This is a genomic window from Aquirufa sp. OSTEICH-129A, assembly GCF_054558355.1.
In genome coordinates this window covers 59,885-81,082 of sequence record NZ_JBPXKC010000003.1, presented here as the reverse complement: position 1 = coordinate 81,082, position 21,198 = coordinate 59,885, and the positions used below count along the sequence as shown (strand labels likewise).

At 38.1% G+C, this 21,198-nt stretch carries 22 protein-coding genes; 13 read left to right on the top strand and 9 right to left on the bottom strand.

Going from position 1 to position 21,198, the window contains the following annotated elements:
* The 9 genes from SKC36_RS06890 to SKC36_RS06850 all read left to right on the top strand — a co-directional run bounded on the left by SKC36_RS06890 (position 1) and on the right by SKC36_RS06850 (position 8,631).
* Entirely contained in the window at positions 1-723 is a 723-nt protein-coding gene (locus SKC36_RS06890) for an alpha/beta fold hydrolase (protein WP_459465347.1), read from the top strand.
* A complete protein-coding gene (cmk, locus tag SKC36_RS06885; RefSeq protein WP_459453573.1) occupies positions 716-1,402 on the top strand; it encodes a (d)CMP kinase in 687 nt (228 codons plus the stop codon). Before SKC36_RS06890 ends, cmk begins: the two co-directional genes overlap by 8 nt.
* Positions 1,389-2,429: an NAD(P)/FAD-dependent oxidoreductase gene (locus SKC36_RS06880; protein ID WP_459465345.1), complete on the top strand. Its 1,041-nt coding sequence runs from the start codon at positions 1,389-1,391 to the stop codon at positions 2,427-2,429. Before cmk ends, SKC36_RS06880 begins: the two co-directional genes overlap by 14 nt.
* Positions 2,430-2,477: 48 nt before the next feature.
* Positions 2,478-5,540 carry a hypothetical protein gene (locus SKC36_RS06875; RefSeq protein ID WP_459465343.1) on the top strand — a complete coding sequence of 1,021 codons (3,063 nt, stop codon included), beginning with the start codon at positions 2,478-2,480 and terminating at the stop codon, positions 5,538-5,540.
* A 13-nt stretch (positions 5,541-5,553) separates the two neighbouring features.
* Positions 5,554-6,810 carry a glutamate-5-semialdehyde dehydrogenase gene (locus SKC36_RS06870; protein ID WP_459465341.1) on the top strand — a complete coding sequence of 419 codons (1,257 nt, stop codon included), beginning with the start codon at positions 5,554-5,556 and terminating at the stop codon, positions 6,808-6,810.
* A 41-nt stretch (positions 6,811-6,851) separates the two neighbouring features.
* Positions 6,852-7,292 carry a nuclear transport factor 2 family protein gene (locus SKC36_RS06865; RefSeq protein WP_459465339.1) on the top strand — a complete coding sequence of 147 codons (441 nt, stop codon included), beginning with the start codon at positions 6,852-6,854 and terminating at the stop codon, positions 7,290-7,292.
* Entirely contained in the window at positions 7,292-7,825 is a 534-nt protein-coding gene (locus SKC36_RS06860; protein WP_459465337.1) for a DUF1697 domain-containing protein, read from the top strand. The genes SKC36_RS06865 and SKC36_RS06860 overlap by 1 nt, the downstream gene beginning before the upstream one ends.
* A gap of 220 nt (positions 7,826-8,045) precedes the next feature.
* Complete coding sequence (locus SKC36_RS06855; protein WP_459465603.1) at positions 8,046-8,345, top strand: type II toxin-antitoxin system RelE/ParE family toxin; 300 nt, start codon at positions 8,046-8,048, stop codon at positions 8,343-8,345.
* On the top strand, positions 8,326-8,631 hold the full coding sequence (locus tag SKC36_RS06850; RefSeq protein ID WP_459465335.1) for a helix-turn-helix domain-containing protein: 306 nt from the start codon (positions 8,326-8,328) through the stop codon (positions 8,629-8,631). The genes SKC36_RS06855 and SKC36_RS06850 overlap by 20 nt, the downstream gene beginning before the upstream one ends.
* Here the strand turns inward: SKC36_RS06850 and SKC36_RS06845 are convergent.
* Genes SKC36_RS06845 through nusB form a run of 6 tightly spaced genes read right to left on the bottom strand, consistent with a single transcriptional unit; the run spans position 8,628 to position 14,087 of the window.
* Positions 8,628-10,433: a DNA polymerase III subunit gamma/tau gene (locus tag SKC36_RS06845; protein ID WP_459465333.1), complete on the bottom strand. Its 1,806-nt coding sequence runs from the start codon at positions 10,431-10,433 to the stop codon at positions 8,628-8,630. The genes SKC36_RS06850 and SKC36_RS06845 overlap by 4 nt on opposite strands.
* A 40-nt stretch (positions 10,434-10,473) precedes the next feature.
* Positions 10,474-11,895 (bottom strand): dephospho-CoA kinase, encoded by a 1,422-nt coding sequence (gene coaE, locus SKC36_RS06840; RefSeq protein WP_459465331.1) that lies wholly within the window; start codon positions 11,893-11,895, stop codon positions 10,474-10,476.
* A 4-nt stretch (positions 11,896-11,899) separates the two neighbouring features.
* Positions 11,900-12,190 carry a preprotein translocase subunit YajC gene (gene yajC, locus SKC36_RS06835; RefSeq protein WP_109323432.1) on the bottom strand — a complete coding sequence of 97 codons (291 nt, stop codon included), beginning with the start codon at positions 12,188-12,190 and terminating at the stop codon, positions 11,900-11,902.
* A gap of 17 nt (positions 12,191-12,207) precedes the next feature.
* Positions 12,208-12,645: a DUF1573 domain-containing protein gene (locus SKC36_RS06830; protein ID WP_459453584.1), complete on the bottom strand. Its 438-nt coding sequence runs from the start codon at positions 12,643-12,645 to the stop codon at positions 12,208-12,210.
* Position 12,646: 1 nt separating this feature from the next.
* The gene (locus SKC36_RS06825; RefSeq protein ID WP_459453586.1) at positions 12,647-12,946 is read right to left on the bottom strand and encodes a YtxH domain-containing protein; all 300 of its coding nucleotides are present in this window, start codon (positions 12,944-12,946) and stop codon (positions 12,647-12,649) included.
* Position 12,947: 1 nt separating this feature from the next.
* On the bottom strand, positions 12,948-14,087 hold the full coding sequence (gene nusB, locus SKC36_RS06820) for a transcription antitermination factor NusB (protein ID WP_459453587.1): 1,140 nt from the start codon (positions 14,085-14,087) through the stop codon (positions 12,948-12,950).
* Positions 14,088-14,201: 114 nt separating this feature from the next.
* On the opposite strand from nusB, the gene SKC36_RS06815 reads away from it, so the two are divergent.
* Positions 14,202-16,013, top strand: a complete 1,812-nt coding sequence (locus tag SKC36_RS06815; protein WP_459465329.1) for an ABC transporter ATP-binding protein — start codon at positions 14,202-14,204, stop codon at positions 16,011-16,013.
* On the opposite strand, the gene SKC36_RS06810 is transcribed toward SKC36_RS06815, so the two are convergent.
* Positions 15,984-17,303: a TolC family protein gene (locus SKC36_RS06810; RefSeq protein WP_459453590.1), complete on the bottom strand. Its 1,320-nt coding sequence runs from the start codon at positions 17,301-17,303 to the stop codon at positions 15,984-15,986. The two genes, SKC36_RS06815 and SKC36_RS06810, sit on opposite strands and share 30 nt — an antisense overlap.
* A 117-nt stretch (positions 17,304-17,420) precedes the next feature.
* On the opposite strand from SKC36_RS06810, the gene SKC36_RS06805 reads away from it, so the two are divergent.
* From SKC36_RS06805 to SKC36_RS06795, 3 genes are read left to right on the top strand one after another with little or no spacing between them, the layout of a single operon-like run.
* Positions 17,421-18,245, top strand: coding sequence for an MOSC domain-containing protein (locus SKC36_RS06805; protein WP_459465327.1), 825 nt, complete (start codon positions 17,421-17,423; stop codon positions 18,243-18,245).
* Positions 18,232-19,029 (top strand): hypothetical protein, encoded by a 798-nt coding sequence (locus SKC36_RS06800; RefSeq protein ID WP_459453592.1) that lies wholly within the window; start codon positions 18,232-18,234, stop codon positions 19,027-19,029. The genes SKC36_RS06805 and SKC36_RS06800 overlap by 14 nt, the downstream gene beginning before the upstream one ends.
* The gene (locus SKC36_RS06795; protein WP_459453593.1) at positions 19,010-20,275 is read left to right on the top strand and encodes an MFS transporter; all 1,266 of its coding nucleotides are present in this window, start codon (positions 19,010-19,012) and stop codon (positions 20,273-20,275) included. The genes SKC36_RS06800 and SKC36_RS06795 overlap by 20 nt, the downstream gene beginning before the upstream one ends.
* Here SKC36_RS06795 and SKC36_RS06790 read toward each other — a convergent pair.
* Positions 20,272-20,829 (bottom strand): hypothetical protein, encoded by a 558-nt coding sequence (locus SKC36_RS06790; RefSeq protein ID WP_459453595.1) that lies wholly within the window; start codon positions 20,827-20,829, stop codon positions 20,272-20,274. The two genes, SKC36_RS06795 and SKC36_RS06790, sit on opposite strands and share 4 nt — an antisense overlap.
* 56 nt (positions 20,830-20,885) lie before the next feature.
* Entirely contained in the window at positions 20,886-21,173 is a 288-nt protein-coding gene (locus tag SKC36_RS06785; protein ID WP_459453596.1) for an autorepressor SdpR family transcription factor, read from the bottom strand.
* Positions 21,174-21,198: the final 25 nt, after the last annotated feature.

The following is a 21,198-nucleotide window of genomic DNA, read 5'->3' as shown; positions in this document are numbered from 1 at the left end:
ATGAAGGGAATCATCGTCTGTTTACACGGTTTTGGTGAAGATCAACGTGTTTGGGATGATTTCATGCCTTCTTATTCGTGGCCATTTGATTTGATAACACCTGCTTATGCAGGATGGAGCGATTGTCAAAGTATGGCCGATTATGCTCAAAAAATCGCCTTAGGATTACCCAAGAATCAATCTTGGTTTTTAATAGGTCATTCCATGGGAGGCTACATAGCTTTAGCCTTGGCAGATTTATTTCCCAATCAAGTAAAAGCTGTGGTTATGCTTAATTCCACAGCTATGAATGATTCCATGGAGAAAAAAATAAACCGAAATAAAACCATTGACTTTTTAAATAGAATGGGAACAAAAGCCTTCATTGGGCCTTTTGTTCCCAATTTATTTTCAGCGGATTTTGCCAAGGATAATCCCCTTTTGATTCAAAGTTTAATAGCACGCTACCAAGATATACCTACCTCAGGTCTCGTGTCAGCTTCTGAAGCCATGCGTGACCGCCAGGCTGGTTTGGACCTTTTGGCTTCTACCTCGATTCCATTTTTATTCATTCATGGTGACCAGGATGGTTTAGTTCCTTTGGTGGATGTGGAGCAAGCCGTAAATCTATCTTCCATTCATCATTTAGTTCGCATACCCCATGCTGGGCATCAAGCAGCCTATGAAGCTCCAGATTTAGTACATTTGGCTATTGTATCGTTTATTAACTCCATTCATGTCTAAAATTATCATTGCCCTTGATGGCTTTTCTTCTTGTGGAAAAAGTACTACTGCTAAGCGTGTAGCTGCCCAATTGCATTATGCATTTGTGGATACTGGTGCTATGTATCGAGCAGTTGCACTCTATTTTCACCGAAATCAAGTAGATTGTGCGGATTTAAATGCTGTTGCAAAAGCCTTAGATGAGGTGCATATCACATTTGAATTTAATCCAGAGCGACAAGCGTCAGATACCTATTTGAATGGGGAAAATGTGGAAAATGAGATTCGTAAAATGTACATTTCTGATATTGTAAGCCAGGTAAGTGCCATTCCGGCAGTTCGACATGCCATGGTGGCTCAGCAACAAAAAATGGGGAAGAAAAAAGGGGTAGTGATGGATGGCAGGGATGTAGGTACCGTTGTATTTCCTGATGCGGAGGTGAAAATTTTTATGACAGCTGATCCAAAGATTCGGGCACAAAGACGTAAATTGGAATTGATGCAAAAAGGAGAGGATTTACCCATTGAACAAATAATCGAAAACTTGAAAATACGGGATGAAATCGATTCCAATCGGAGTGAGGGTCCTTTAAAACGGGCCGATGATGCCATTGATTTAGATACTTCCTTTAAATCCATGGATGAGCAAGTAGCATTTGTTTTGGAGCAGGTTCGACGTGTTCAGCATGCAGGAAAATAGGCAAAATCTTCCTGTTTTAATTGTTGGTCAAGGTCTAGCCGGCACCATTTTAGCTCATACCCTAGACCAAGCTTCGGTAAATTATTGGGTGATTGATGCGCCCCAAGCTTATTTTACCTCATCTTATGCTGCAGGCGGCATTTTCAATCCTGTAACTGGTCGAAAATTAGAGAAATCTTGGTTGGTAGATGAGCTTTTTGGCTACCTGTTTCCTTTTTATTCGGCATTAGAAAAAAAACTAGGTGTTTCTTTTTTTCATCCTATGCCTTTGTTTCGTCCATTCGCAAACAAAGAAATGAAAACTTGGCTCTTGGATAGAAAAGAGCAAATTCATAATGCGTATTTACGCTGGGAAGAAGCGGGTGTTTGGGTGGAAAAAGCGGGTTGGTTAGATGTAGAAAGTTTATTAATCTGTTCTAAGCAATATTTTCAGTCTAAAAATGTCATTCAAGAAATCACATTAGATCCGGTAAATGATCTGGAATTTACCTCCGAGGGAGTATTTTTTCAGGGTCAAACCTTTGCTTGTGTCATTTTTTGCGAGGGTTTTCATGCCCAGCAACATAATCCATACTTTGGTCATTTAAATTTTTTGCCTGCCAAGGGGGAATTAATGAAAATAAAATCTACAGAGCCTTCTGAGGATTACATTTTGAATAAAAATGGTTTTCTCCTGCCTTTGGGAAATCAAGAATTTAAAGTTGGGGCCACCTACCGTTGGGATGATTTCTCCAACCAAGCGAGTATTTCAGCTCAAATAGACCTTAGGGCTAAGCTAGAAACGTTTGGAATTCAACATTTTGAGGAATTAAATATGTCTACCGGTGTAAGACCGGCTACACAAGATCGTCGGCCATTGGTTGGATTTCATCCGCATTTACCCTTGGCCATATTCAATGGTTTTGGTTCCAAAGGTGTTTCTTTGAGTCCTTATTTCTCGCAAGAGTGGCTAAGGGAATGGAAAGGAGAGGGAGAGATAAATTCAGAAGCATCAATTCGTAGATTTTACCATTTATTTTCCACATAAATCATTAAATTTGGTTTTATTGAATTTGCCTATTAATCTTAAAATTGAATGAAAAGAATATTGCTATTGATTTTGCTGCTTTTTTCCTTCATGCTGCCAGGGCAAGACTTCTATCCAAGTCAAAAGAAATTCGATAAAACGCGTATTCAATATCAAAAATTTGTTTGGAAATTCTTTACCAGTCAAAATTTTGAGGTATACTATTTCGGCAAGAATGAAGCATTAGCCCGAAACACCATTCAAATTTTGGAATCTGAGTTCCCAAGGATTACAGACATTTTAGGCTATAGTCCATTCAATAAAATCAAACTCTTTGTTTATCCTTCTCATCAAGATTGGATTCAATCGAATACCGGCATTAGTTTAGATAATGCTGAGGAAGCCAAGGCAGAAAACTTTGCCAAATTTAAAGTTGAGATTGCTTTTCAAAATAACACCTCGGAGTACAAAAAGGAATTGGTTCGAGAAGTTACCAAGGTGTATGTAAATGATATGCTCTTTGGTGGAAGTATTAAAGATGCGCTGCAAAATTCCCTATTGCTTTCAGTTCCAGAATGGTTTTCAGAGGGGATCGCATCTTATATCGCTGAGGGAGATTCTCCTGAGATGAATCAATTTATGTATCAGGTGGTACTTAACAACCGAGTGCGTAAACCCAATTTAGCACAAGGAAAAGAATCCATTTGGTTAGGTCATTCCATTTGGGCTTATTTGGTTAAAACCTATGGAAAACAACCTGTAAGTAATATTTTAAACTTGACCCGCATCATTCGAAACGAACAATCAAGTATTTCAAGTACCATCAAAAAGCCATTCAGTAAGTTTTTGAGGGAGTGGTTTGAGTATTATTTGAACCAATCTAAGCAAGAAGAAGTAAATACGGTGGCATTGAATGGTTTGAAAAATTTGACATCTGTTGATATGTTGAAGGATCAAACTTTAGGTGATTTTAAAATTAGTCCGGATGGGAAATGGCTGGCTTATGTGGTAGGGGAATCAGGTAAATTTCAAGTGACTTTGATGAATTTGAGTAATCAGAAATCACAGAATATCTTTCAAACAGGTTTAAAGGATTCAGAGCGAATTTCAACGGATCGTGGACCATTATTGTCTTGGTCAAAAGCCAATGGTTTATCCATACTTTACAGTGCGGAAGGTAATTCATATCTACAGACGTTTTCAGCTTTAACTGCTAATAAATTTAATCTGCGAGTAGAGTCCAAAAAGAAATTGGTGGATTTAAATTGCTTGGATTTTGAGATGGCGGCAAACGGCCAGCGGATGTTGGTGAGGGCGCTTCGAAACGGGCAGGTAGATGTGGGAATATATGATTTAAGAAGGAATCGATATACGGCTGTAACGCAGGATGCCAATGATGAGATTGAGGCTCATTGGTGGAATAATGGCAATGATGTAGCCTACATTACGGAGAAATATGTTGATACCACCTGGAAGGCAAGCGCTTCCAAAGAAGGGATATATTCCTTGTATCATTGGAAGGCTGATGAACCATCTAATCCGAGCCGTATTTTTGCTCATCGTGGATACATTCATAATCTAAGGCAAGTATCAGATTCTGTTTGGAATTTCCTCAGTGAAGAAACCTCTGGAACCAATCTGATTAGTTTACGCTGGGCAGATACTACTTTCTATCAAAATTCTGCCCGTTCTGGCCCATGGAGGTCAGCTGAATGGGCGAAAGAGCAGGTCATTATTCGTCAAAACGAAATGCTTACCCAAATGATCAGTAGCTATCCGATCGGTAGTTTACAAAGTTCAGGACAGAGCCGGTGGTATCCCCAATTAAATGAAATATCCAATCTAGATGCGGCCAATCAGGCGGCTAAAGATAGTATAGACAAACCTTTACTTCGTCGGGCAGACCAGCGTCGGGCAAGAATTGAACTGCGTCAACAAAATCAACGCTTGAGAAGAGATCCGGGTAAGTTGACCGGTCCCGTGAATTATCAAAATTCTTTTGTGGTTAACAAATCAGAAGGGAGTTTTATGGTAGATCCCATTCGGGGATTGGGATATTCATTTGAGGTGAAGATGAATGATCTGTTGGAAAACCATTTAGTTCGAACCGGGATTTTTGTTACATCAAATTTAAGAAATGCAGATTTATGGGCTGAATATGGTTATTTAGCCAATAAAGTTGATTGGTTTGTGCGTTTTGATCGAAAGGTATTAGACCAAGAAAATGAAAGTTTATCTCAGAAGGTACGTTATAATCGTATCGAGGTAAAAGGTGTTTATCCATTTAATTTATTGAGTAAATTAAGCTTTACAGGATCATTTACGTCCAATCGGGCAATTGACCAATTCAGCTTAAGTACACCGGAAAATTTGGCGACCTACGCTGGAGCTAAATTGGAATATACCTTTGATAATACGGTTCATTTAGATGAAAATCTTCGTACCGGTTTTAGGATGAATCTCTCCGCTGAGTACCAAGCAGGCCTAGCTTTACCACAGAATTTTAGTCGGATTCGTTTGGATATGCGTCGTTATGTGAAGTTGACCAATAGTTTCATTTTAGCTGCCCGTCTTTCTGCCTCCAATGCACTTGGTACTGCAGCCCCACAAACCATGCTGGGGGGGGTGGATAATTGGTTATTTATTCAAAGGGAAGGAAGAAACAAAGAGAACCCTATGGGTACTGCCGGGATTGCTGAGCGCGATGTGTTTATGAGTGATGTAGCTAGTCCATTAAGGGGCTTCAATGTCAATAAATTATCTGGCCAAAGCCATATCTTATTAAATTTAGAATTGCGTGTACCATTGAAATCCTTGATGGGTCCTGATTTTTCTAAGTCAAGATTTATGAATTCATTCCAATTTGCTGGTTTTACGGATATTGGAAGCGCTTGGACAGGATCTAATCCTTTTGCCAGAACAAATGGATTTAATACCAATACGTATGGAGGTAATACCAATCCGTTTTTAGCCACGGTAACTGATTTTAGAAACCCATTCTTGATGGGATATGGATTAGGCGCTAGGGCTTATTTATTAGGCTATTTCATCAAACTGGATTATGCCTTTGGTATGGATAATAAAGAAATAAAAGCACCAGTAACCTATTTATCATTTGGTTACGATTTTTAGTAGATCTTAATTCATGGAAAATTCGAGTGAACTATTGGCTTCCTTAGCTGCTACCCGTCATGCTGCCATCTCTTTGGCCATGTCAAGCAGTGAACAAAAAAATACTATTTTATCAGATTTAGCTCTTTTATTGGAAGAAAATAAATTGGGTGTCATACAAGCCAATGCGCAGGATTTGGCAAATTATGATGCCAACAATCCCATGCGTGATCGTCTTTTATTGACTGAGGAGCGAATTCAATCCTTGGCGGATAGCTTACGTGATATCATGTTATTGCCTGATCCATCAGGTCAGGTTATTCTAGAAAAGCAGTTAAAAAACGGTTTGCATTTACGTAAGTTAGCTGTGCCTTTAGGTGTAGTGGGGGTGATTTATGAATCTAGGCCTAATGTCACGATTGATGTGGCCGCTCTGTGTATTCGCTCGGGTAATGCGGCTGTGTTGAGGGGAGGAACAGATGCCTGGCACAGTAATTCCTTTTTAGTTTCCTTGATTCACCAAGCACTGGAAAAAAATGGTTTTTCCACAGATTTAGTTCGCTTATTGCCAACAGATCGTGCTCATGTAAGTACTTTGTTAACGGCCACTAAATACATTGATGTAATTATCCCAAGAGGTTCTGATGCCCTAATTCAGCGGGTGCGCAGAGAGTCTTTGGTACCCACGATTGAAACCGGGGCTGGTGTGTGTCATACCTACGTAGCCGAATCAGCTGATTTAGCGAAGGCTGTACCCGTGGTCATTAATGCCAAAGTCACTAGACCTTCGGTTTGTAATTCTTTGGATACCATTGTGATTCATGCGAGTAAATTGACCCGTTTTTTAAGTTTGATTCAAGATGATTTCATTCGCTATCAGGTTAAAATTCATGCCGATGCTCGTTCCTATGCCTTATTAAAAGCCCAGGCTTATCCTTATTTATTCGAAGCTACGGATGAGGATTTTGGTCGTGAGTTTTTGGATTTTGCCTGTTCCATAAAAGTGGTGGATAGCATGGAGGAGGCCATTTTACATATTTCTACTTTTTCATCTCGACATTCTGAGGCCATTATTTCAGAAGATGCGAAAGAGGCCAATTACTTTTTGCAGGCCATTGATGCCGCAGCTGTCTATTGGAATGCATCCACTCGATTTACGGACGGTGGAGTTTTTGAATTGGGAGCTGAGATTGGTATTTCTACTCAAAAATTACATGCCCGTGGCCCGTTTGCGTTGGAGAAATTAGTTACAGAAAAGTGGGTATTAGTGGGAAATGGTCAGGTGAGGTAAACACGACCAAGTCATTTTTTGATTTCTATTCACTAAAATATATGTCCGTGAAGACCTTACTTGTTTTATTGATATCTAGTCTGTTTTTTCTATCATGCCAAAGTGAAACATCCCAAGTAGAACAGGCGAATAAGGAACTGATCAACCAGTATTTCAGCTTATTTAATCAGCATGATTGGAAGGCCTTGTCGGAGATGTATGCTGATTCAGCTGAGTTTAAAGACCCTACTTCAGGGATGAAAGTCATCAAGAAATCCAAGGCTCAATTCATCGAGGAATATTCAGGTTTACAAGAGCAATTTCCGGATGTACATGATCAGGTAGTGAATGTTTATCCATCGGGTGAGCATCATGTGGTAGTTGAGTTTATTTCTACGGGAACAGGTGCTGATCAAAAGAAATTTGAATTGCCGATCGTCGTCATTTTCCGTCTAGAAAATGGAAAAATCGTAGAGGATTTTACCTATTATGATAATTTTTAATGCCTTCATACATCGCTTTATTTAGGGGAATCAATGTTTCTGGTCAAAAAATGATCAAGATGCTTGATTTGAAGGCGATGTTGGAATCCTTGGGCTTGGACGCAGTTCAGACGTATATCCAAAGTGGTAATGTGGTATTTCAAGTTGACCGATATTCAACTTCAGAATTAGTTGAACAGATTCAATCTAAGCTATTCGAAACCTTTGGTTTTGAAGTGGATGTACAAGTATTTAGTGCCTCTGCATGGAAACGGATAGTCTCCAATAATCCATTTATTGGCCAAGAAATGGATGAAAGCCAGTTATATGTCAGTTTATTAGCCTCTGAACCAATGGTAGAGAATATTGAAAAACTCGCCAGCTTTGTTTTTCAGGAGGAAAGGTATCAGCTCATAGATCAAACCCTTTATTTATACGTTCCTAATGGCTATGGTAAAGCCAAATTGAATAATAATTTTTTAGAAAGTAAATTGAAAGTACCTATCACGACAAGGAATTGGAGGACCATGTTGGCCTTGGCTAACATGATTTAACTCGATCTAATTTATGGCTTGTTATTAATGTAGCAATTATCAGTTTCTTGATAATATTCCCTTCCTGCTTATCCATGCAGGTTTTTGTCTCCCTTTATTTATTTTTTTGAATTCAAATAATTTTTAACATCAAAAAAAGTTTCACTTTAGTGAAACTTTTTGTCTAAATTTGTGACGAATCAATGAAGAAATATCGGAGTGTTAAAATTTTCTCCATTGAATTTCAATTTTTTTTCAAAATCAATCTGATGAAGTAAAAAAAAAGATTTTATGGACTTTTAGATTAATAGAAGAATTGGAGTGGATACCAATTGAGTATTTTAAAAAATTAGTTACATCTGATGGGATTTATGAAATCAGGATTCAAGTTGGCTCTGATATTTTTAGAATATTTTGTTTTCAAGATGGTTTTTTCATTGTGGTGACACATGCCATTCAAAAGAAATCTCAAAAAATTCATCGAAAGGAAATAATGAAAGCAATTAAAATAAAAGGAATTTATGAAAACGAAAAAGAGTGAATTTATCAGCCTAGATCACTTGGTCGAAACTGAATATGGAAAGTCGGGTCAGGCTAGTAGAGATGAATTTGAGGTAGGATATCAGGATTTTAAACTTGGGTTTTTACTGCATGAGGCTAGAAAGCAACAAGGTTTAACCCAAGAAGAATTAGCGCTGAAAGTTGGTACAACAAAATCCTATATTTCAAAAATTGAAAACGACGTAAAAGAGGTACGGTTATCTACCTTGAAAAAGATTGTGGAAATAGGCTTAGGAGGCCGTCTTCACATTTCCATTGACATTTAAAATTCGTAATCCAATCCCATTCTTTGTTTCATCTCAACTAATATAGGATGTTTCTCAGAAAGGTATTCGTATTTGTCTGATTGGGTGTACAATACTTTTTTATCACTTTTTTCTTGAATCAGGATATCTAAGACAATGTCAATTTCAAAGTTTTGTAAAGAAGTCCGTAATTGATTTAGAACTTCCATGCGGATGGATTCATTAAACTGTTGAATTTGTAATTCATTTTCAACTTTTAGATGCAATACCGTGCCAATCAATTCAATCGGGCGATTCATCATCACAAACTTATTGATATCTTGATTAGTCTCATACGCTTTGGCAATGCGCATCCATTCGCGACTGATATCAGCTAATTCAAATGCTTTGTTTTCTGCTCCTGTGGTACTAGCAGTCAATAAGGTAGCTTCTTTTTGTTCCGTTTGCTTTGTTTCAACTAGCTTTTTGGCACTACGTAATCCGGTCGCTTGTATGCTTAGTCGGGATGGATTTGTAGAAGGTCCTGCATGGCTGCTCTCGCTTACTTCTGCGGTTTTTTGGGGTATTTCTTGTTGAATAAGCTCCTCTTTGACAGGAACCATATTTTCCTCCTGTGAAATGGGCTCCTCGGTTAATTTAGTGGCATTCTCAATGGGGGGATTGGCCGAAGCCTCAAGCTTTTTTCCAGCACTGTCCTCCACCACAGGTGTTTGCTTAGGCTTGAATACGGAATTTAAGTAGTTGATTTTCAACAAACTTAAATCCAAATGCAATCTTGGATTCTTGGCCCCTTTGTAATTTACTTCACATTGTGCACAGATATTCATGGCTGAAAGTAAAAATGAGGTGCTTGTCAATTCGGCTTGTTTTTTGAACTTTGCCTTACTTTCCTCACTCATTTCCATCAAAGTCAAAGTCTTCGGGTCCTTAGCGTAAAGTAGTAAACGCAAGTGTTCCATCAGTCCTGAAATGAATTGTAATCCATCAAATCCTTTGCGCATAATCTCTTCTATCAGAAGAAGCACGGCAGTATGATTTTGCTCTAATAAATGATCTGTTAGGCTGAAATAATAGTCGCTATCGAGAATATGTAAATTTTCTAAAACAGCTTTATGACGTAAGGTATTGTCCGTTGAAAAGGTGACATTGAGATCAAACATGGACAAGGCGTCACGCAAACCTCCATCTGCCTTGATGGAAATCAATTCCAAGGCGGCTGGTTCCGCCGTGATTTGCTCTTTTTCGGCAATAGATGCTAAGTGCAAAGCCATATCTTGCCATTTGATGCGGTTGAAATCAAAGATTTGACAACGCGATAAAATAGTTGGCAAGATTTTATGCTTTTCCGTCGTAGCCAAGATGAAAATAGCATAGGAGGGAGGTTCTTCTAAGGTTTTTAGAAAGGCATTAAATGCTTGAGCAGAAAGCATATGTACCTCATCTATGATATAGACCTTATACCGGCCACTTTGAGGAGGATAGCGTACTTGATCAATCAAGCTGCGTATGTCATCTACCGAGTTATTGGAAGCCGCATCTAATTCATGAATGGTCAACGAAGTATTTTCCTGAAATGATTGGCAAGAAGAACAGGTTCCGCAAGCTTCACCCTCAGGAGTTTGATTTTCGCAATTGATTGTTTTGGCTAAAATACGAGCACAGGTAGTTTTACCAACGCCCCTTGGGCCACAAAATAAGAAAGCTTGGGCTAAGTGATTAGACTTTATCGCATTCTTTAATGTAGTGGTAATATGGTTCTGACCAACCACTGAATCAAACAGGGTGGGACGGTATTTTCGCGCAGAAACAATAAAATTTTCCATACTGCAAGTTACAATTTGAGGTCATAAAACCCAAATCGATTTAAGGGATTCGGAGGGTAGCACTTACCGGGAAATGGTCAGTTGGAAAACGGTTAGCCCAGGTCTCTGAATGCGTTGCATGTTGCTCGCATGTCACGCCATTCTTTACAAAAATATAATCAATTTGGCTATTCTCTCTTTCCTCTTTGAAAGCATTGAAGGTATTCTTGGGCCCATAATGACCTAGCTTACTGATACTTTCCGAATTCGTTAATCTATCTGGGTTCTTCGCATCCAGAAGAATTTGGATAGGTTCATCATCGGGTTTGGCAATGAAGTCTCCCAATAAAATAACGGGGCTATTCTGTGCTATTTCTTTGATTTTGGCTAAGACCAATTTGGCACTTTCTCGGCGTGCTACTTTTCCTAAATGGTCAAAATGCGTATTAAAAACGTAGAATTTCTTTTTTGTTTTTAAGTCCTGAAAATGTCCCCAAGTAACCACCCGTCGACATGCTGCATCCCAACCAAAACCTACTTTATCGCAGGAATCAGATAACCAAAAAGTCTTTTGTTCTAATACTTTAAATTTCTTGGTATTATAGAATAAAGGAGAAAATTCACCTTCTTCCTTGCCATCATCACGCCCACGGCCAAACCAAGCAAAACCAGGTAACCTTTCGGCAAAATCCTTGATTTGATGAATAAAAGCTTCTTGCATGCCAATAATATCGGCTTGGTGATAGCTAACAAGTTCCGCACAATGATCTTTGCGATTAGCCCATTGATTGACACCATCTGACTTGGTATCCATCCGTATATTAAAGGTCATGGCTTTGATTTGTCCTAAACTACTCTGACTAAAAAGTGCCAAAGTAATTAACACAATAGAAAGCTTTTTGAAAATAGACGCTACTTGAGGCCATACACGGTCGTTTTTCCCATTTTTGATTATTAAATCGGCTCCTTCAAGGTATTGTTCTTGACTAGGTTGGTTTTTTACTAATTTCATATTGTCTTCAAAAGTTAATTGGTTTCGTTTTTGTAGTCGTTCCATGCGCTCTTCTAAAGGGCAATCAACAGCTATTATTTTTGAAATATAGGAAGGTTTATTTTTATTCGTCAACAAAGCAGCCTCGTATAATTTAAAAGGAGCCGCACTGGGTTCTTGAGCCCAAACTTGTAATGCTTCACGAACGGCGGGGTGAATAATATGGTTTAAAGCCGCCAATAAATCATTATTTGATTTTACTTGGCTACGAATATGGTCTCGGTTATAGTTTCCTTGAGGATCAAAACTTTTTGGGCCAAAAATACCGATGATTTTTTGTTGAATGGCCGGATTTGTTTCTATTAAGTGATGAGCAACTTTGTCGGCTTCGAATATGGGAATGCCTAGACATGAAAAAATCCGACAAATGATTGATTTGCCGGATCCCATTCCGCCTGTGATCCCTAATAAAGGTCGTAGGCTTTTATTCATGAGTTTATTCTTCTGTTAAGCGAGAAGAAGCATCTTTTGAAATAGCTGATTTTTCAAAAACCACGCGTACTCCTTTGCTTGAGTCAATTTCTACTACCAAAGTTTTTTCGCGGATGGAAACGACGGTTCCATGTACTCCACCAATGGTTACTACTTTATCACCTGTTTTTAATTCATCAATGAATTTTTTTGCTTCTTTCGCCTTTTTTTGTTGTGGGCGAATCATGAAAAAATAAAACACGACAAAGATTCCACCAAAAAGGAAGATTTGCATGATTTGAGGATTGTTAGCCATAGTTATTAGTTTATTAATTATTTTTTTCTCTGAATTTCTACTTTAAATGCCACCATATTATCTGATGGCATGGTGTTGCAATAGGCAGTCACCGTTTTTTGAACTTTACCTTCCTTCCCTTTGGAATCAAAACTTACTTTGATAAATCCTTTTTTGCCCGGCATGACTAATTCTTTGCTCCACTTGGGGGTTGTACAGCCACAAGAAGCATTAACTGTCAAAATTTTCAAGGGCATATTTCCCTCATTTTTAAAATGAAAGGTATAAGATATACTATCGCCTTCGGTTATTTTTCCTAAGTAAACCATAGGCTGGTCAAATTTCATAACAGGGTGCTTTTCAATGGATGGTCTTAATTCCATTGGAATAGATTCCTCCGTTGAATTTCTAGCCTCTTTTTGCTTATTAGTACAAGCTAGGAGGCTACATAAGCACAGGGCAATGAAATACTTCATCTTAAGGCTTTGCTTTAATCTGACTCATCATTTTCTCCACATCCTCCAACAATTTTTCGGCTTTTACTTTGGTGTCATTAACAACCTTTTTGCCTTCAGATTTAGCTAATGTTTCAGGAACTTCTTTCCCTTCCACAATATCATTGATCAATTGTCTCAATTGCTCTCTGTATTTGTTAAGCTGAAAATATAATTTGTTTCTTGTATTCTCACCTTTATCAGGGGCATATAAAATTCCGATAATAGCACCTGTGGCAGCTCCTACGACAAATGCCCAAAAGGATTTTGATGATCTACTCATATTATTTGCTAGCTATGTCGATTAATCCTCGACCTGATTTAGTAATTATTTTCTCGTTGATCAACCTCAGTGAAATTACATCTAATATACCATTGATGAATTGACCTGATTTAGGGGTTGAGTAATTTTTAGCTAATTCAATGTACTCGTTAATACTTACTTTAACGGGTATGCTGGAAAATTTAATCATCTCAGTTAAGGCCATTTTCAATAAAATGAAATCAGCCATGGCAAGACGATCAGACTCCCAATTTTTTGTTTGATCCCCAATCCAATGAACCAAATCTTTGTCGTTTTGGATTGTACTTTCAAACAACTCTTCGAAGAAAATTTTATCATCTTCCCACTGAAGAGCTAAGGGCTGTAAACTTAAATCTTCTAAAGCATCCACTTTGAAAGTTTTAGTCGATAAGCTTTTAACTACATCCTTATTAAGATGCCAATTTAAATCTTTTTCTTCAAAATACTCGGTCATACTCGAGTGTTTTAGAATAAATGTTTTTAAAATATAGCGAATCATTTCGATGTCATCATCAAAGCTTTTACCGGCATTGGGTAGGTAGTCAACAAATGTTTGATCCAATAAAATGACATCCAAAAATAATTTCTTGATTCTATTTTCTTCATCTTCGGACCATCCAATATGTTGGTCTTCAAAAGCTTGTTGTAGAGCTTTCCATTTTGGCATGATGGCTAAAACCTTATTTTTACTTAACTGTGAGGTCTTGATTGGATTCTCTAATAAACGTCGGTTTTCATCCCAAACGGCTATGTCAGACAAATGTTGGAGATAAAAAAGGATTTTTAAGTATTGTTTGTAGATGGACTCGACCTCCTTTACCATGTCCTTTTTTAACTTCTCAGCAATTTTCTTAGTATTGTTGAGGTAGGTCTTATAAACCGACTTCGCCGCGGCCATGGATTCAGGTGGGATGCTTTCTTCGCTGGGGATTTCTTGGAAAAACTCGTTTAATTGGATCTCAGCCAATTTTTTTAGGCCTTCTAGTCGGGGAGCTTGTTCTTCCTTTGCGACCATAAGTGATAAATCTGGCTGAAAAATTACAGCTAATTCGTCAAAAGCCAATTGATATTGGGCACGTTCTTGCGTGTTGTAAGCATACAGTTGCTGAAATGCTTTCACCCGAAGTAATCTCCTGTTTACCATCCGAAAATAAAGAGCGTTCTTGTTGTTTGAAACACAAAATTAAGGATTTTAATTGATAAAGATTCTATCTTTGTTAGAAGTATATTAAGCATGGGCGCACTAAGTCACCTCAATCAATATTTTTGGAAGTATAAATGGCTGCTATTCCTTGGTATCCTGTTTACTTTTTGTTCCAATTTTTTCGGGGTAGTTCCAGCACAATTGGTTCGCTATGCATTGGATTTAGTGACAGAGACCATAGACGTTTATTTTCTATTTAAACAATTCTCCCTTCAAGGCGCCTTTTATGAGGTTTTTGCAGCTACTTTATTCTTTTATGGTGGACTTATTATCTTAATGGCCTTTATCAAAGGGGTCTTTTTGTTCATGGTCCGCCAAACACTCATTGTGATGTCTCGACATATCGAATACGATATGAAGAATGAAATTTACGCCCATTATCAAACCTTACCTTTGTCCTTTTATAGAAAGCAGAACACAGGAGATTTAATGGCCCGTATCTCTGAGGATGTCAGTAAAGTACGTATGTACGTAGGTCCCAGTGTGATGTATGGTTTGAACCTTATTTGTGTGTTTGTTTTGGTAATTTATTATATGTGGCATGTCAATCAAACCTTGATGTGGTACGTGTTATTACCTCTACCGATACTTTCTTTGAGTATATATTATGTCAATTCCTTGGTCTTAAGAAAATCAGAAGAAATTCAAGCAGGCTTGTCCACGATATCAACCTTTGCCCAGGAGGCCTTTTCAGGGATTCGGGTTTTGAAGTCATTTGTTCGAGAAAAGGAGTCGGTTCAAGCATTTGCTGAGGCATCAGCCAATTACCGCAAGAAGTCTTTGGACCTAGTTCAAGTTGATTCATTATTTACCCCATTAATCTCTTTATTGGTGGGTTTTTCCACGCTGTTAGTGGTTTATGTGGGCTCACAAGAAGTGATGGCAGGCAGAATTTCAGTGGGGAATATTACCGAGTTTATCATGTACGTATTTATGCTGACTTGGCCCGTGACAGCCTTGGGCTGGACTAGTTCTCAAATTCAGCGAGCTGCTGCTTCACAGGCTCGGATCAATGAATTTTTACAGGTTAAATCAGAATTGGTAACAGGTAAACAAATTCGCCAAAAAATTCAAGGTCGTTGGACCTTTGAGCATGTAGATTTTATGTATCCCGGTACAGATCGACTTGTTTTGAAAGACATTCATCTTGAAATTGAACCAGGGGAGTCGGTAGCTTTATTGGGTACCACTGGATCAGGAAAAAGTACGATAGCCGCATTAATGGCTCGGTTTTATGATCCTTCGGCGGGTCGAATCTTGTTGGATGGTATCGATTTGAAAGATTGGGATATGGAATGGGTTCGAACTGACTTAGGTTTTGTGCCTCAAGATGTCTTTTTGTTCTCCACAAGCATTGCCGAGAATATTCGTTTTGGGAAGTCGGATTTAAGTCAAGATCAATTGGAGCAAGCCGCCAAATATGCTGATGTCTATGAAAACATCATGGAATTTCCTGATCGTTTTGAAACGGTTTTGGGAGAAAGGGGAGTGACTTTATCGGGTGGACAAAAACAACGGGTATCTTTGGCTAGGGCTTTGGCCAAAAATCCAGGAATGCTGGTGCTAGATGATTGCTTATCGGCCGTAGACACGCAAACAGAGCATAAAATATTAAATCACCTGAAACACATCATGGAAGGTAAAACGTGCGTGATTATTTCACACCGGGTGTCTTCTGCCAAATTAGCGAAAAGGGTTTTTGTTTTGCATGATGGACAAATCGTAGAACAAGGAACCCACACAACTTTAATGAAGAAGAAGGGTAGTTATTACGAATTATACCAGCAACAATTAAATCAGAAAAAGCAGGAATTAGAGCAAGTTACCACTCAATCGAATTAATTCAATTTCAGCAGTTTTTGCAGCAAATTTAGCTTCAATTAATCGGGTTTCAGCCGCAACTGCATTTCTTTGCACTTCTCTTAATTCATAGGAAGTAGCTATACCTACTTTAAAACGGTCAAAGGCAATATCGATGTTTTGCTTAGCAATGCTGTAATTTTCTGTTTCTAGGTTAATTAAATTCAAAGCATTTTCATAATTCCCATAGGCTCTCTCAATATTCGAAATCAAGTTGTTTTTTAAATCAGCAATTTGCAAATCTGCGATTTCGGCATTGATTTTGGCATTTTGAATTCGACGCTTTTGGTTACTACCATCAAATATGTTGATGGTGGCACGAATACCGTAATTCATGACATCACTACTTCCTTTCGCAACCCCAAATCCAGCTCCGTTATTAACCGTATTGTAGTTGTAGCCTGCTAATAAATCTACCACGGGTTGTTGTTGGCTTTGTAGGCTTTTGATGTCTAATTCCGCTACTTTTTTGTTGAGCAAAGCAGAAATCAAACTAGGGTTTTGTTGAAGAGCTTGATTTTTCAATTCTTCTAATTTCAATTTAGGTAGTAAATCTATCGCCGGAATAACATTGAAATCAGCTAGGTGATCCCTCACTAAAAGCGTATTGAAATTAATTTTAGTACTTAGGAATGATTGCTCCTGAGCTAATAAAAGAGCTTTATCTTCATTGAAATCTACCTGAGCTGAGTAAAAATCTACTTTTGAACCTTGACCAACCTCAAAACGATCCTTTGCAAGTTTAAGTCGGTCATTCGATATTTCTAATCCTTTTTTGAAATTGTTTACTCGTAAATCTTGACGAATGATGTCATAATATGAAGAGCTTATTAAGGCGATTAAATTTTCAATAGTGGCTTCAGTTTGTTTGGCACCCAAGTTTTGTAATTCCTTGAATCGATCTCTCAGGATGAACATGCCTTTTCCATCATATAAGGTCCAAACCATTGCAAGACCTGTATTGGATGAATTTGAATTAACACCTGATTGAACCAAAGGAGGTCGAATTCCACCAAAAAATTCCTGATTTAGGCCCGAAACCGTATAGTTTTTATTGAAGTTACCGGTTATGGTTGGTAAAAATCCAGCATTACCGAGGGTATTGTCGTTAAGAGCTTGTTTTTCTCTTTTCTTGGCAACTTGTATCGAAAAGTGGTTCTGTAATCCTTGTTGAATGGCATCTTCCAAACTCAAGTTTTTTTGAGCTTGGGTTGGAAAAATACTCACGGAAAGTACAAAAAGGAGGCTAAAGCTTAGGCCTGATATCTTCATAGGTAATCTATTTGGCATATATAATTAACAAACATAGTGATTTTGACGCATTTTCCGATACTTATACCACACAAGTACCCATAGCTATTTTGCTCTGTTTTTCCCTATTTTTGTTTTATGCCTACACTCGAAATATCTCAAATCTATATTTATCCCATTAAATCCTTGGGAGCCATATCCCTAAGGGAGGCCCAGGTAGAAATTCAAGGCTTAGTAGGAGATCGCCGATTTATGTTGGTTTCTGCCGATGGAAAGTTTATCACCCAACGCACACGTCCAGATTTAACTCGCTTTCAGTTGAGACTTCGGGATGAAGGTTTTTTAGTTGAGGACAAGCTGACGGGTATAAGTAAATTATTACATCCAAGCGTTGAACTTGGAAATTCAATGTTGGTGGAAATTTGGGAGGATCAATTGGAGGCAAGAATTGTTTTGGAAGATTGGTCAGAATGGTTTAGTCAACTACTGCAAGAGAAAGTCTATTTAGTTCATTTAAGCCATGACTCTCCTCGCCTGATGAAGGAGAAATACCAAACAAGCTTAGCGAAGGATAGTTCATTTGCTGATGCTTTACCCATTTTACTTTGCTCCGAAGCCTCATTTGAGGCATTAGAGAAGAAAATGGGGCAATCTGTAGACCGATTGCGTTTTCGAGCGAATATCATTGTAAAAGGAGCTGCTGCATTTGAGGAAGATACTTGGAGACAAATACGCATTCAAGATATTCAATTATTCGGAGCTAAGCCCTGTGCAAGATGTCAATTGATCACAGTAGATCCGAAAAAGGGCACAATTCAAAAAGAGGTCATGGGGGCACTTTCTCAAATTCGAAAAATAGGCAATAAGGTATATTTTGGTCAGCAATTTGTTCCTGAAAGTTTAGGGAAAATCGCAGTGGGAGAACATATTCAAGTCCTTACCTATCAAGATGCGGCTTATTAAACTTGTTCACTTTTTAAGTTTAGATGTTGTTTTGGGCAGTCTTGCTTTTCAAGCACTTTTGCATCAAATTTTATTGGGAGAAATGCCTACCTGGGCAGAACAAATTTCTTTGGCTTGTTCTGTTTGGGGAATTTACCTCATTGATCGAATGATCGATCGTAAAAAAGAAGCTTCATCTGATGAAAGGCATGTTTTTCAAACTCAACATATTCCCATGATTAAAATTATATTGTTGTTTTTAGGACTGTTGGGTGTTTTTAGCCTTCGAGAATTACCTGTTGGGTTGATTTATTTTGGAATATGTTTGTGCTTAGCCATGTTGATTTATTGGCTTTTGTGGTATTATGGGGTATGGAATAGGATTTTGGGCAGTAAAGAGCTGGCTACAGCTTTCCTCTATACCTTGGGAGTGGGTGCAAGTACGTTTTATAGGATACCAGGCACTATGTGGGCACTTTTCCTTGGGCTGGGCTTATTTCTGCTCGTATTTCAAAATTTAGCGATGTTTACGATGTGGGAACTTAGTCAAAATAATCAAGCTTTGGCCAGCGTATTTTCATGGAAAAGAACTTTAATAGGAGTGGAGGTGCTTTTTTTAGTACTATTACTAGTTGTGTTATTTTATGGAGATAAAAAAATCGCTTTTTTGCCATTTGCCATTACATTTGCCATACAAACTTGGATTCATTATTTTTCAAAAGACAAGCAAGGTTCCCGTATGTGGGGAGAACTAGCTTATTGTAGCCCCATTTTGTATTTCGCCTATGAGTTTTTTTCAAAATAAGGACGCTTACAGCGCATTAAAGTTTCCTGAGTTTCGTGCCTTTATTGTGGGCAATACCTTATTTACGATGGCCCTGTTAATGCAGGAGGTTATTGTATCGTATGAAATATACAAGATTACCCACAACCCTTTGGCCCTGGGTTTAATAGGTCTAGCAGAAGTGATACCTTACATTTCTTTAGCACTTTTTGGGGGCCATTATGCGGATAACCGAGATAAGCGAAAGATTATGCAAATTTCCTTATCGGTCATCATCTTAGGCTCATTTCTTTTGTTGTATTCTAGCCTTCAATTAGACTCTCAAAGTCCTGATGTTCATATCTATACTATTTATTTTGTGATTTTTCTGATTGGACTTTCAAAAGGATTTTTTAGTCCAGCGGCTTCTTCCTTAAATCCCTTTTTGGTTCCCAAAGAAGTATTTGCTAACGCGGCAACTTGGAATAGTTCTTTTTGGCAATTGGGGGCAATTTTAGGGCCTGGTATGGCTGGTTTTCTTTATGCTTATTTAGGTTTAGCCGGTTCTTTGGAAACAGTGATTGTATTTTTATTGGGGGTAATGACTTGTTTGTTTTTTATCAAGAAAAGGCCCGTTCCTCCCAAGGCAAAAACGCATGAATCTATTTGGCAAAGTTTAAAAGAGGGTATCGTTTATGTATTTAAAACAAAGATTATCCTGTATGCCATTTCCTTAGATTTGTTCTCCGTTCTATTTGGAGGAGTGATTGCCATATTACCCATTTTTGCAGAGGATATTTTGAAAGTGGGAGCGGAGGGATTAGGTATTTTGAGAGCCGCCCCCTCCATAGGTGCCTTATTATCCATGGCTTTTATGATTTATTATCCTCCGCTGGAAAAAGCTTGGCGTAATTTACTGATAGCTATTGCCGGATTTGGGGTGGCCACCCTTGTGTTTGGCATTTCCACCAATTTTTGGTTATCTGTTTTGGCTTTGTTTTTTACCGGCGCATTTGATTCGGTGAGTGTCGTCATCCGACAAACCGTGCTACGTTTTTATACTCCTGATGAAATGCGGGGAAGAGTTTCCTCGGTTAACGGAATATTTGTAAGCTCTTCCAATGAATTGGGTGCTTTTGAATCCGGTTTGATGGCTAAATTATTGGGTACAGTTCCTTCTGTCTTGCTTGGTGCTACAGCTACGCTAGTAATAGTCAGCTTGGTGGCCATCAATTCCAAAGACTTACTGAAATTGAAAGTGGCTAAAAAGATAGAATCTGAGGATTAGCTTATATGGGCTTCTTGGGCTAATCTAGCTTTTTCTTCAGCTTCCTCTTTATCTTTTCTAGCTTTGATTTGCTCTGGCCAATGCTTTAATACTTCTGCAATTTGTTTTTTGCTGTTCTGTGCCCATTGAATGTCTTCAATTTTACGAATGGGTTCCGCATTTTCGCCCAATAAAGCAGGCATGATTTTGAGAAAATAGTCCTTTAATTTTAAATCACCTTTTTTGCTTTTGGAAACTATCAAACTCGCTTCGCAATTGAAGAGAGAAACTAGGCCGTCAGATGTGTTTCCTTCCGAGAAATAAAAATGATCTAAATTATGTATATCAATCAATTCGGTTGAAATTAATTGAGCTCCTTGGTAATGTAATGTTTTGAGTGACCCCTCATTCACCACGACAAATGAAATACGCTGTTTTCCTGATTTCTCGGCAAAGTAATCACCAATGGATTGAAAAATATTACGCTTAGGTAATTGAATCACTCCTATACCAACCCAATGGGAAGGAAGTTCTGAACGAAGAAAAGATAAAGATGTAGGAAGAGAATGGTTCATAGGTATGGCAATTTGAAAACGAAATTAAAGAAAGATTGGCTTTTGTCAAACCTAAATTAAAGTCGGATTTTCGGCTTAGGTAATTCGAAAAACATAGTAAATGGCTGAAACCAAGCATGTATGGTTTCAAAGCCAGATTTATTAAGAGTATAGACAAGGAATTGTCCATTCTTACTGAAATCGATAAGCTGAGCTTGTTTCAATAAATCCAAATGATGAGAAATACTAGGCTTCGTCATGTTGAATTGCTGCGCAATTGTCCCTGCATTTTGAGGGCCATGGGTCAAAAAGCGAAGTATTTCTCTTCGAGTTGGATCATTGATTGCCTTGAATACAATATCCATAATATTTTAAATAATTAAACAAATA

Excerpts from the sequence above, each read along its gene's own strand:
- SKC36_RS06790 (WP_459453595.1), bottom strand. The coding sequence starts at position 20,829 with ATGAACCATTCTCTTCCTACATCTTTATCTTTTCTTCGTTCAGAACTT.
- SKC36_RS06865 (WP_459465339.1), top strand. The coding sequence starts at position 6,852 with ATGTCCGTGAAGACCTTACTTGTTTTATTGATATCTAGTCTGTTTTTT.
- yajC (WP_109323432.1), bottom strand. The coding sequence starts at position 12,190 with ATGGCTAACAATCCTCAAATCATGCAAATCTTCCTTTTTGGTGGAATC.
- cmk (WP_459453573.1), top strand. The coding sequence starts at position 716 with ATGTCTAAAATTATCATTGCCCTTGATGGCTTTTCTTCTTGTGGAAAA.
- SKC36_RS06825 (WP_459453586.1), bottom strand. The coding sequence starts at position 12,946 with ATGAGTAGATCATCAAAATCCTTTTGGGCATTTGTCGTAGGAGCTGCC.
- SKC36_RS06805 (WP_459465327.1), top strand. The coding sequence starts at position 17,421 with ATGCCTACACTCGAAATATCTCAAATCTATATTTATCCCATTAAATCC.
- SKC36_RS06860 (WP_459465337.1), top strand. The coding sequence starts at position 7,292 with ATGCCTTCATACATCGCTTTATTTAGGGGAATCAATGTTTCTGGTCAA.
- SKC36_RS06845 (WP_459465333.1), bottom strand. The coding sequence starts at position 10,433 with ATGGAAAATTTTATTGTTTCTGCGCGAAAATACCGTCCCACCCTGTTT.
- SKC36_RS06890 (WP_459465347.1), top strand. The coding sequence starts at position 1 with ATGAAGGGAATCATCGTCTGTTTACACGGTTTTGGTGAAGATCAACGT.
- SKC36_RS06830 (WP_459453584.1), bottom strand. The coding sequence starts at position 12,645 with ATGAAGTATTTCATTGCCCTGTGCTTATGTAGCCTCCTAGCTTGTACT.
- SKC36_RS06875 (WP_459465343.1), top strand. The coding sequence starts at position 2,478 with ATGAAAAGAATATTGCTATTGATTTTGCTGCTTTTTTCCTTCATGCTG.
- SKC36_RS06850 (WP_459465335.1), top strand. The coding sequence starts at position 8,326 with ATGAAAACGAAAAAGAGTGAATTTATCAGCCTAGATCACTTGGTCGAA.
- SKC36_RS06810 (WP_459453590.1), bottom strand. The coding sequence starts at position 17,303 with ATGAAGATATCAGGCCTAAGCTTTAGCCTCCTTTTTGTACTTTCCGTG.
- coaE (WP_459465331.1), bottom strand. The coding sequence starts at position 11,895 with ATGAATAAAAGCCTACGACCTTTATTAGGGATCACAGGCGGAATGGGA.
- SKC36_RS06880 (WP_459465345.1), top strand. The coding sequence starts at position 1,389 with ATGCAGGAAAATAGGCAAAATCTTCCTGTTTTAATTGTTGGTCAAGGT.
- SKC36_RS06800 (WP_459453592.1), top strand. The coding sequence starts at position 18,232 with ATGCGGCTTATTAAACTTGTTCACTTTTTAAGTTTAGATGTTGTTTTG.
- SKC36_RS06795 (WP_459453593.1), top strand. The coding sequence starts at position 19,010 with ATGAGTTTTTTTCAAAATAAGGACGCTTACAGCGCATTAAAGTTTCCT.
- SKC36_RS06785 (WP_459453596.1), bottom strand. The coding sequence starts at position 21,173 with ATGGATATTGTATTCAAGGCAATCAATGATCCAACTCGAAGAGAAATA.
- SKC36_RS06870 (WP_459465341.1), top strand. The coding sequence starts at position 5,554 with ATGGAAAATTCGAGTGAACTATTGGCTTCCTTAGCTGCTACCCGTCAT.
- SKC36_RS06815 (WP_459465329.1), top strand. The coding sequence starts at position 14,202 with ATGGGCGCACTAAGTCACCTCAATCAATATTTTTGGAAGTATAAATGG.